The sequence below is a fragment of the Pseudomonas sp. genome, from assembly GCF_030696055.1.
GTDB lineage: Bacteria > Pseudomonadota > Gammaproteobacteria > Pseudomonadales > Pseudomonadaceae > Aquipseudomonas.
On the sequence record NZ_JAUYNP010000291.1, the window covers coordinates 1 to 11,032 of the forward strand.

Here is an 11,032-nt window from a genome sequence, read left to right on the forward strand (position 1 = left end):
ATCAGCTGCAAGGTGATCGAACGCGAAGTGCTCAACGCCGAGTCAGTCACTGCCCAGTTGGGCGACTATCGGCTGCTGCGTTTCGATATGAGCGAGAGCAACGCCGCGCAACGCGCCCTGCTCGACCGCTACCGGCTGTTCGGCCCACCGGCCATCCTGCTGTTCGATGCCAAGGGTGACGAATGGCAGGATTTGCGTGTCGTAGGTGAGATCGATGCGCAAACCTTCGCCGCCCGTTTGAGTCGCGCACGGGAACGCTTCTAGCTTCTCCGGTCATATACTTGGCGCAATCTACGCTTATCGTGCCGGCTATTGCTGACAACTGGACAGTCTCGCCTTGCCTGCGGCATAGTCCGGCGCAGCGCAAAAACAAGGAAACTCCGATCATGGCTACCCTTCTGGTACTGCACGGGCCCAACCTCAACCTGCTCGGCACCCGCGAACCGGGTGTATATGGCGCCGTCACCCTGGAGCAGATCAACCTCGACCTGGAGCGCCGCGCCCGCGAGGCCGGCCACCATCTGCTGTACCTGCAGAGCAATGCCGAGTACGAGCTGATCGAGCGCATTCACGCCGCAAAAGGCGAAGGTGTCGACTTTATCCTGATCAATCCCGCCGCTTTTACCCATACCAGCTTCGCATTACGTGACGCATTGCTGGCGGTGAGCATCCCATTCATCGAAGTGCACCTGTCCAACGTGCACAAACGCGAAGCTTTCCGCCATCACTCCTACTTTTCCGATGTAGCTGTAGGGGTGATCTGCGGCCTTGGCGCCAGCGGTTACCGGCTGGCCCTGGAGGCTGCACTCGAACAACTTGAACTTAAGTGCCCCTGACCTCACCGGGAGTTAACCACTATGGATATTCGTAAAGTCAAAAAGCTGATCGAGCTGCTGGAAGAATCCGGCATCGACGAACTGGAGATTCGCGAAGGCGAAGAATCGGTACGTATCAGCCGTCACAGCAAGCAGCCGGCTTATATGCAGCAGCCGATCTATGCCCAGGCCCCGGCTCCTATGCCAGCGCCTGCAGCCGCCGCACCGGTTGCCGCCGCCGCTGAAGCCGCCCCGGCCGCCGCCAAGCTGAACGGCACCGTAGTGCGCTCGCCGATGGTCGGCACCTTCTACCGCGCCTCCGGCCCGACTACGAGCAACTTCGTCGAAGTCGGCCAGAGCGTGAAGAAAGGCGACATCCTCTGCATCGTCGAAGCGATGAAGATGATGAACCACATCGAGGCCGAGTCCAGCGGCGTGATCGACGCCATCCTGGGCGAGAACGGCCAGCCGGTGGAATACGATCAGCCCCTGTTCACCATCGTTTGAAGCGCGGAGAGCCTGCGATGTTGGAAAAAGTTCTGATCGCCAACCGCGGCGAGATCGCCTTGCGCGTCTTGCGCGCCTGTAAAGAGCTGGGCATCAAGACGGTCGCGGTGCACTCCACCGCCGACCGCGAGCTGATGCACCTGGGCCTGGCCGACGAGTCGGTGTGCATCGGCCCGGCCTCCGGCGCGCTGTCCTACCTGAATATTCCGGCGATCATCAGCGCCGCCGAAGTCACAGGGGCCACCGCCATTCACCCCGGCTACGGCTTCCTCGCGGAAAACGCCGACTTCGCCGAACAGGTGGAAAACTCCGGTTTCGCCTTTATCGGCCCGAAAGCCGAGACCATTCGCCTGATGGGCGACAAGGTTTCGGCCAAGAACGCCATGAAACGCGCCGGCGTGCCGGTGGTGCCTGGCTCCGACGGCCCGCTGCCGGAAGACGAAGAAACCGCCCTGGCGATTGCCCGCGAAGTCGGTTACCCGGTGATCATCAAGGCCGCTGGCGGCGGCGGTGGTCGCGGCATGCGCGTGGTGTTCCAGGAAGAAGACCTGATCAAATCGGCCAAGCTGACCCGCAGCGAAGCCGGCTCGGTGTTCGGCAACCCCATGGTCTATCTGGAGAAGTTCCTCGGCAATCCGCGTCACGTGGAAGTCCAGGTGCTGTCCGACGGCCAGGGTAACGCCATCCACCTGGGCGATCGCGACTGCTCGCTGCAGCGCCGGCACCAGAAGGTTCTGGAAGAAGCGCCAGCACCGGGCATCGACGAACAAGCCCGCGCCGAGGTACTGGACCGCTGCGTGCGCGCCTGCATCGAGATCGGCTACCGCGGCGCCGGCACCTTCGAGTTCCTCTACGAAGACGGCCACTTCTACTTTATCGAGATGAACACCCGCGTGCAGGTAGAGCATCCGGTGTCGGAAATGGTCACCGGCATCGACATCGTCAAGGAGATGCTCAGCATCGCCGCCGGCAACAAGCTGTCGTTCAAGCAGAGCGATGTGGTGATCCGCGGCCATGCCCTGGAATGCCGGATCAACGCCGAAGACCCGGACAACTTCATGCCCTGCCCCGGCAAGGTCAAGCACTTCCATGCCCCTGGCGGCAATGGCGTGCGGGTCGACTCGCACCTGTACAGCGGCTACACCGTGCCACCGCACTACGACTCGCTGATCGGCAAGCTGATCACCCACGGCGCCACCCGCGACGAAGCCCTGGCCCGTATGCGCAACGCCCTGGACGAGATAGTGGTCGACGGCATCAAGACCAACGTACCGTTGCACCGCAACCTGGTGCGTGACAAGGGCTTCTGCAAAGGCGGCGTGAATATCCATTACCTGGAAAAGAAACTGGGTATGGATAAGCACTAAGCTTCGGCGTAGCGCACAGACAAGGGCTGCCATTGGGCGGCCCTTGTCGTTTCCGGTCGATGCATGCGGTGGCAGCCGGCCCACTGGTTCAAGTAAGCTGCGCGCCCAATTGCCCCATCACGCCACAGCGCTCACGAGGTTTCCCATGCCCTGGTTACAAGTCCGTCTCGCCATCATCCCGGAGCAGGCCGAAACCTACGAAGACGCCCTGCTGGAAGTAGGCGCCGTCTCGGTGACCTTTATGGACGCCGAAGACCAGCCGATTTTCGAGCCGGACCTGGGCACCACGCCGCTGTGGTCGCATACCCATCTGCTGGCGCTATTTGAAGCCGACACCCAGGCTGACGCCGTGTTCGCCCACCTGCAATTGCTCACCGGCGCCGAACTGCCGGAACACCAGGCCGAAGTGATAGCCGACCAGGACTGGGAACGCAGCTGGATGGACGGCTTCCAGCCCATGCGTTTCGGCCAGCGCCTGTGGATAGTGCCGAGCTGGCACGCCGCGCCCGAGCCGGAGGCGGTCAATCTGCTGCTCGACCCGGGCCTGGCCTTCGGCACCGGCACCCACCCGACCACCGCGCTGTGCCTGGAATGGCTGGACGGCCAGGACCTCAGCCAGTGCAGCGTGCTGGATTTCGGCTGCGGCTCGGGCATCCTGGCCATCGCCGCCCTGCTGCTGGGCGCGCCCCAGGCCGTCGGCACCGATATCGACCCACAAGCCCTGGAAGCCTCGCGCGACAATGCCGGGCGCAACGGCATCGAGCCGGCGCGCTTCCCGGTCTACCTGCCCGCCGACCTGCCGCAGCAACAGGCCGATGTGGTGGTCGCCAATATCCTCGCCGGCCCGCTGGTGGCGCTGGCGCCGCAGATCACCAGCCTGGTCAAAACCGGCGGACGCCTGGCGCTGTCGGGCATCCTCGCCGAACAGGCGGAAGAAGTGCGCGCCGCCTACCAGGACGCCTTCGACCTCGACCCCACCGCGAACAAGGACGGGTGGGTACGTATCAGCGGCGTACGGCGCTGATAGCGCCCGCACGTGCAGCACTGCTGCTTTGCTGAGCACTTGCGTTAGACTAGCCGCCTTGTTTAGCCGGATCGCCGCATGACCCAGAGTTTCGTCACCCAGTGCCCCCATTGCCGCACCAGCTTTCGCGTCAATCTCGCGCAGCTGGGCGCCGCCCATGGTGCCGTGCGCTGCGGGGCCTGCCTGCATGTGTTCAATGCGGCGCAGCAGTTGCGCGAGCAAGGCCAACTGGCAGCGGCCAGCAGCCAGCCGGCACCCGTCACAAGGCCTAGCACGCCCGCAGCCGCGCCGCGTCCGCCAGCTCCGAACCCGACTCCGACCCCAAGCAGTAACCCCAGCCCTGCACCGGTAAAGAAATCCATCGACACTCAGTGGATTCACGACGACCTGGACCTCGACGATCTGGATCTCGACGAGGAACTGGCCAAGCTGGAAGCACAGGAACAACAGCTGTCCAAGCAGTTTCTGGCGGTCGAGCGGGCGCCCAAACACGCCGAGACCTTCCTCGCCCCCGCGCAGCCCGAGCACGACCCCCACGATGAGCGCTGGGCCGAAGCCCTGCTGCGCGACGAGCCAGCCAAGCCCGCGCCGCCGGCGCAGGCGCCAATAGTCGCCGCACCGCGCCCAGTGCCGGCCGCACCAGCACCAGCACCAGCAGCGACAACCCGCACCCCGCACGCCGAGCCCAGCTTTAGCGCCACCGATCGCCGCGCCCTAGAGCCGGAAATCGAGCATATCGAGCTGCACGCCGAGCGCGAGCCGTTGTTTGCCGAAGCAGACGACGAAAGCGAAGAGGACGCGCCCGCCCCGGGCAAAAGCGCCGCGAAAAGCGCCCGCAGCGAACCCGCACTGCGCGACGAGCACCTGTTCGAGCTGGACGAGGAGCCGCTGCAGCTGGACTGGCGGCAGCCGCACAAGCCCTGGGGCCGCTGGCTGGCCTGGGGCCTGCTGAACCTGCTGGGCGCCGCTGCCCTGAGCGGCCAATATGTGCTCTACCACTTCGACGAATTGGCCCGCCAGGACCAGTACCGCCCCTGGTTCGAGCAGATCTGCCCGGCACTCGGCTGCAACCTGCCGTCCAAGGTCGATATCAAGCAGATCAAGAGCAGCAACCTGGTGGTGCGCAGCCACCCGGAGTTCAGCGGCGCCCTGGTGGTCGACGCCATTCTCTACAACCGCGCGCCCTTCTCCCAGCCCTTCCCGCTGCTGGAAATGCGCTTCGCCGATATCACCGGCCAGCTACTGGCCAGCCGCCGCTTCAAACCCAGCGAATACCTGGCCGGCGAGCTGGCCGGCAACGCCGAAATGCCGCCGCAGACCCCCATCCATATCTCCCTGGATATCCTCGATCCTGGCACCCAGGCGGTGAATTACAGCCTGAGCTTCCACTCGCCGGAATAAGCGGCAGCCGGCGGAGCGCCTGGAAATCCGCCGCGACCTAACCCTTGGCTATAAGCCCGCAGCTGTTCAGAATTTGTTCAAAACAGCCTTTCTCCAGTCATTCAGAGCGGGTATGATTCCCACCCTTTTTCGCACAGTCCTATTGGTCTCAACAGCTGGTCTCTTGAGCAGGGAAGCCTTATGTCGGCGCTACGCATCGGCCCCTATACATTGCCCAACTCGCTGATCCTCGCCCCCATGGCGGGCGTCACCGACCAGCCGTTTCGCCAGCTGTGCAAGCGCATGGGCGCGGGTTTGGTGGTGTCGGAGATGGTCACCAGTGACGTACGGCTGTGGAATACCCGCAAGTCGAGCCTGCGCATGGTCCACCAGGGTGATCCCGAGCCGCGCTCGGTACAGATCGCCGGTGGCGACCCGCAGATGTTGGCCGAAGCGGCGCTGCGCAATGTCGAACTGGGCGCGCAGATTATCGATATCAACATGGGCTGCCCGGCCAAGAAGGTCTGCAACAAGGCCGCCGGCTCCGCTCTGCTGAAAGATGAAAGCCTGGTGCGCGAGATTTTGCAGGCGGTGGTCGCCGCGGTGAACGTGCCGGTGACCCTGAAGATCCGCACCGGCTGGGACAGACAGAACAAAAATGGCATTGAGGTGGCGAAGATCGCCGAAGACGCCGGGATAGTCGCGCTGGCCGTGCATGGCCGCACCCGCGCCGATCTGTATATGGGCGAGGCCGAGTACGACACCATCGCCGCGATCAAGCAGGCGGTGTCGATTCCGGTATTCGCCAATGGCGATATCGACTCAGCGGAAAAGGCCCGCGCGGTACTGCGCGCCACCGGCGTCGATGGCCTGCTGATCGGTCGCGCGGCCCAGGGCCGGCCGTGGATATTTCGTGAAATCGAGCACTACCTGCGTACCGGTGAGCATCTCCCGGCGCCCAGCCTGCTCGAAGTGGAACAGATTCTGCTTGAACACCTGGCTGCACTGCACGCCTTCTACGGCGATGTAATGGGCGTACGCATCGCCCGCAAGCATGTCAGTTGGTATCTCGCAACCCTGCCGGGCGCCAGGGAGTTTCGCGCCCACTTCAATCGTCTGGACAGTACGGACGCGCAGTGCGCCAACGTTCGCGAGTTTTTCAGTGAGCGGAATAATAATGGAGAAGGGGTGGCCGCATGACGATGTTGACCGAGACTTTAGGAAGTGAAATGGCTCCCGTGAGTGAAAACAGCAGCTTGAAACAGCATCTCAATACGCCGAGCGAAGAAGGGCAAACCCTGCGCGGCAGTGTCGAGAAGGCCCTGCATAACTACTTCGCCCACCTCGAAGGTGCCGACGTCAGCGACGTCTACAACCTGGTGCTGACCGAAGTGGAAGCGCCACTGCTGGAAACCGTGATGAACCATGTCAAGGGCAACCAGACCAAGGCCTCCGAGCTGCTCGGCCTGAATCGCGGCACCCTGCGCAAGAAGCTCAAGCAGTACGACCTGCTGTAACCCCGAACTCCCGAAAAGGGCGGCCCACATGAGCCGCCTTTTTTGCTGATAACTCCTTTGCTGATACCTCTGCTCTGATGGACTCTGAAATGACCGACCAGACCACCCGCCTCCCCGTTCGCCGCGCCTTGATCAGTGTTTCCGACAAGACCGGCATCCTCGAGTTCGCCCGCGAGCTTGTCGCCCTTGGCGTGGAAATCCTCTCCACCGGCGGCACCTACAAGCTGCTCAAGGACAACGGCGTGGCCGCCGTGGAAGTCGCCGACTACACCGGCTTCCCGGAAATGATGGATGGCCGGGTGAAGACCCTGCACCCGAAAATCCACGGCGGCATCCTCGGCCGCCGCGCCATTGACGGCGCGGTGATGGAACAACACGGCATCAAGCCGATCGACCTGGTGGCGGTCAACCTCTACCCCTTCGCCGCCACAGTGGCCAAACCGGGCTGCGACCTGGCCGACGCCATCGAGAACATCGACATCGGCGGCCCAACCATGGTCCGCTCCGCGGCGAAGAACCATAAGGACGTGGCCATAGTGGTCAACGCCTGCGACTACGCCGGCATAGTCGAGTCGCTGCAAGCCGGCGGCCTGACCTACGCCCAGCGCTTCGACCTGGCGCTGAAAGCCTTCGAGCACACCGCCGCCTACGACGGCATGATCGCCAACTACCTGGGCACCATCGACCAGAGCCGCGACAGCCTCAGCACCGAAGCGCGCGGCGCCTTCCCGCGCACCTTCAACAGCCAGTTCGTCAAGGCGCAGGAAATGCGTTACGGCGAGAACCCGCACCAGAGCGCGGCGTTCTACGTGGAAACGCAGAAAGGCGAGGCCAGCGTGGCCAGCGCCGTGCAGCTGCAGGGCAAGGAACTGTCGTTCAACAACGTGGCCGACACCGACGCCGCCCTGGAGTGCGTGAAGAGCTTCGTCAAGCCGGCCTGCGTCATCGTCAAACACGCCAACCCCTGCGGCGTGGCCGTGGCCACCGACGCCGAAGGCGGCATCCGCCAGGCCTACGAACTGGCCTACGCCACCGATACCGAATCGGCTTTCGGCGGCATTATCGCCTTCAACCGCGAACTGGACGGCGAAACCGCCAAGGCCATAGTCGAGCGCCAGTTTGTCGAAGTGATTATCGCGCCGAAAATCAGCGCCGAAGCCCGCGCCGTAGTAGCGGCCAAGGCCAATGTGCGTCTGCTGGAATGCGGCGAATGGCCGGCCGAACGCGCGCCGGGCTGGGACTTCAAGCGGGTCAACGGCGGCCTGCTGGTACAGAGCCGCGACATCGGCATGATCAAGGCGCAAGACCTGAAGATAGTCACCCAGCGCGCGCCGAGCGAGCAGGAAATCCATGACCTGATCTTCGCCTGGAAAGTGGCCAAGTTCGTCAAATCCAATGCGATTGTGTACGCGAAGAATCGCCAGACCATAGGCGTCGGCGCCGGCCAGATGAGCCGCGTCAACTCCGCCCGTATCGCCGCGATCAAGGCCGAACACGCCGGCCTGCAGGTAGCCGGTTCGGTCATGGCTTCCGACGCATTCTTCCCGTTCCGCGACGGCCTGGACAACGCCGCGCAGAACGGCATCACCGCGGTGATCCAGCCGGGTGGCTCGATGCGCGACGCGGAAGTCATTGCCGCCGCCGACGAGGCCGGAATAGCCATGGTGTTCACGGGAATGCGCCACTTTAGGCACTAAAATCGGCCGCCCTCGGACTGGCATCTGCGGCGTTGTCCGGCCCTCCCCCCATGCTCATTGCCAGAAGGCAACTCCGCTGGGTGAAGGACCGGACGCCTTGCATCTACCAGCCCGATCGCGACCTCGACAGAGTCGCCAATTTTGTAGGTTGGGCTGAGCTCCGCGAAGCCCAACAACTCCGGATGAAATCCGGGAACGCCCCCACTCAGAAGCCCCGGATTGCATCCGGGCTACGGTCAGGAGAGACCCCATGAACGTATTGATTATCGGCAGCGGCGGTCGTGAACACGCCCTGGCCTGGAAAGTCGCCCAAGACCCGCGAGTCGAGAAGGTCTTTGTCGCCCCGGGTAACGCCGGCACCGCCTTTGAGCCCAAGTGCGAGAACGTCGCCATCGACGTGCTGGCCCTGGAGCAACTGGCCGACTTCGCCGAGAAGAACGTGCAACTGACCCTAGTCGGCCCGGAAGCGCCTTTGGTTGCGGGCGTTGTCGACCTGTTCCGCGCGCGCAATCTGGCCGTGTTTGGCCCCACCGCCGGCGCCGCTCAGCTGGAAGGCTCGAAAGCCTTCACCAAGGACTTCCTCGCCCGCCACCAGATCCCCACCGCCGACTACCAGAACTTCACCGAAGTCGAGCCGGCTCTGGCCTATCTGCGCGAGAAAGGCGCACCTATAGTGATCAAGGCCGACGGCCTGGCCGCCGGCAAGGGCGTGATAGTCGCCATGACCCTGAGTGAGGCCGAAGACGCGGTGCGCGATATGCTCGCCGGCAATGCCTTCGGCGAAGCCGGTTCGCGGGTGGTGATCGAAGAGTTTCTGGATGGCGAAGAAGCCAGCTTTATCGTCATGGTCGACGGCCACAACGTGCTGCCGATGGCCACCAGCCAGGACCACAAGCGCGTCGGCGACGGCGACAGCGGCCCGAATACCGGCGGCATGGGCGCTTACTCCCCGGCCCCTGTGGTCACAGCCGCAGTGCACCAGCGGGTGATGGACGAGGTGATCTGGCCGACCGTCAAGGGCATGGCTGCCGAAGGCAATGTCTACACCGGCTTCCTCTACGCCGGCCTGATGATAGACAAGGCCGGCGCGCCTAAAGTCATCGAATTCAACTGCCGCTTCGGCGACCCGGAAACCCAGCCGATCATGGTGCGCCTGGAATCGTCCCTGGTGCTGCTGATCGAAGCCGCCCTGGCCGAGGCGCTAAACAAGGTCGAAGCCAAATGGGACCCGCGCCCGACTGTCGGCGTGGTACTGGCCGCCGGCGGCTACCCCGGCGACTACGCCAAGGGTGAGCCGATCGAAGGCCTGGCCGCTGCCGCCGCGCTGGACGGCAAGGTGTTCCATGCCGGCACCGCGCTCAAGGATGGCCAGGTGGTCACCGCCGGCGGCCGGGTGCTCTGCGCCACCGCCATTGGCGCCAGCGTGGCCGATGCCCAGCAGCAGGCGTATCGGCTGGCGGAGCAGATCCGTTGGCCCGGCTGCTTCTACCGCAAGGATATTGGCTACCGCGCCATTGCCCGCGAACGCGGCGAAGGCTGAAGCTAAAACCCTGCGAAGGTGGCCAAATGGCCACCTTTGTCATATTTCGCCCCTGTATAGCTTGGCTATAATCCGACCACTTACTTTTGAAGGGAATTCACCGTGCACCGGCTGAGGATTGCCACACCGCTGTTTATCAGCCTGCTGCTGATGGCGCTGATTGCCGGCCCAGCTCAGGCCGAACAACAGGAACTCTGGTCGGCCCTCAAGGACCCCGCCGCCGAACTGCAACTGGATGATGTCCGCGCGCCCCGGCAGATGGCGCAATTCACCGCCACCGACCTCACCGATCTGTACACCTCGGGCGGCAACACGGCGCTGTGGTTGCACCATCGCCTGGAAGCCAATACCGACGCGCAGATGCTCAGGGTGTTCGCCCCCTACCTGGCCTATCTCGATCTCTACGTGCTGCAAGGCGATGAGCTGATCGCCCAGACCCATACCGGCAGCCAGCTGCCCTTCTCCAGCCGCCCGCTGGCCAGCCGCGACTTTCTCCTGCCCCTGCCGCAAGCCGATGCCCCGCTGGATATCTACCTGCGCCTGGCTTCGGAACATGCCCTGCGCCCCGCCATCAGCCTGCAAAGCGCGCAGAGTATGGCCGCCGACGACACTCGCCCGCTGCTGTTCGGCCTGCTGCTCGGCTGCCTCGGCATGCTGGTGACCTACAACCTCGTGCGCTTCGCCTACACCCGCGCCGCCAGCGGCCTGTGGCTGGCCGCGACCCAGGCGTGCGTACTGCTAACGGCCATCAGCCTGCTGGGCATCAGCACGCCCTGGCTGGGCGAATGGCAGAGCCTGCAGCCGCAGATCGCCAACCTGGCGATGCTGCTGGCGATGATCTGCGCCCTGTCGTTTACCGCCAGCTTCTTTCACCAGGTCTGCCCGCGTACGCCGCTGAATTATCTGCTGAGCGCCGAAGTGGTGCTGATCGGCCTGCTCTGCGTGGTGTTGCTGGTGGCCACCAACCTGCAATTCAACCAGCTGGTCTACCTGCTCAGCGCGGTCGCCGGGCTGAGCATTCTGCTGGTGGCGCTGTTCCATTGGCGGCATGGCTACCGGCCGGCGCGCCTGTTCAGCCTGGCCGTGCTGCTGTTCTGCGCGGCCTTTATCGGCGCCTTGCCGGTCCTGTTCGGCTACTGGGCGGTGCAGACCGAATGGCTGGCCTATGCCCTGCTGGCCGTCACC

At 64.0% G+C, this 11,032-nt stretch carries 10 protein-coding genes and 1 pseudogene; all 11 read left to right on the forward strand.

All coding sequences use genetic code 11. The features are described from left to right. A pseudogene (locus Q8Q83_RS17420) lies at positions 1 to 264 on the forward strand (protein-disulfide reductase DsbD); the annotation flags it as partial. 122 nt (positions 265 to 386) lie between these two features. After that, a complete protein-coding gene (gene aroQ / locus Q8Q83_RS17425; RefSeq protein WP_305625389.1) occupies positions 387 to 836 on the forward strand; it encodes a type II 3-dehydroquinate dehydratase in 450 nt (149 codons plus the stop codon). 21 nt (positions 837 to 857) lie between these two features. Next, positions 858 to 1,322 carry an acetyl-CoA carboxylase biotin carboxyl carrier protein gene (gene accB / locus Q8Q83_RS17430; RefSeq protein WP_305625390.1) on the forward strand — a complete coding sequence of 155 codons (465 nt, stop codon included), beginning with the start codon at positions 858 to 860 and terminating at the stop codon, positions 1,320 to 1,322. Between the two features lie 17 nt (positions 1,323 to 1,339). After that, positions 1,340 to 2,689, forward strand: coding sequence for an acetyl-CoA carboxylase biotin carboxylase subunit (gene accC / locus Q8Q83_RS17435; RefSeq protein WP_305625391.1), 1,350 nt, complete (start codon positions 1,340 to 1,342; stop codon positions 2,687 to 2,689). A gap of 145 nt (positions 2,690 to 2,834) precedes the next feature. Beyond that, positions 2,835 to 3,713, forward strand: a complete 879-nt coding sequence (prmA, locus tag Q8Q83_RS17440) for a 50S ribosomal protein L11 methyltransferase (RefSeq protein ID WP_305625392.1) — start codon at positions 2,835 to 2,837, stop codon at positions 3,711 to 3,713. A 78-nt stretch (positions 3,714 to 3,791) separates the two neighbouring features. Beyond that, positions 3,792 to 5,114 (forward strand): DUF3426 domain-containing protein, encoded by a 1,323-nt coding sequence (locus Q8Q83_RS17445; RefSeq protein ID WP_305625393.1) that lies wholly within the window; start codon positions 3,792 to 3,794, stop codon positions 5,112 to 5,114. A gap of 180 nt (positions 5,115 to 5,294) precedes the next feature. Beyond that, positions 5,295 to 6,293 (forward strand): tRNA dihydrouridine synthase DusB, encoded by a 999-nt coding sequence (gene dusB, locus Q8Q83_RS17450; RefSeq protein WP_305625394.1) that lies wholly within the window; start codon positions 5,295 to 5,297, stop codon positions 6,291 to 6,293. Further along, positions 6,290 to 6,610: a DNA-binding transcriptional regulator Fis gene (fis, locus tag Q8Q83_RS17455; protein WP_305625395.1), complete on the forward strand. Its 321-nt coding sequence runs from the start codon at positions 6,290 to 6,292 to the stop codon at positions 6,608 to 6,610. Before dusB ends, fis begins: the two co-directional genes overlap by 4 nt. A gap of 89 nt (positions 6,611 to 6,699) precedes the next feature. Next, positions 6,700 to 8,307 (forward strand): bifunctional phosphoribosylaminoimidazolecarboxamide formyltransferase/IMP cyclohydrolase, encoded by a 1,608-nt coding sequence (gene purH, locus Q8Q83_RS17460; protein ID WP_305625396.1) that lies wholly within the window; start codon positions 6,700 to 6,702, stop codon positions 8,305 to 8,307. A 250-nt stretch (positions 8,308 to 8,557) separates the two neighbouring features. Then, a complete protein-coding gene (gene purD, locus Q8Q83_RS17465; protein WP_305625397.1) occupies positions 8,558 to 9,847 on the forward strand; it encodes a phosphoribosylamine--glycine ligase in 1,290 nt (429 codons plus the stop codon). 102 nt (positions 9,848 to 9,949) lie between these two features. Beyond that, on the forward strand, positions 9,950 to 11,032 hold a 1,083-nt coding region (locus tag Q8Q83_RS17470; protein ID WP_305625398.1), incomplete at its 3' end, for a 7TM-DISM domain-containing protein.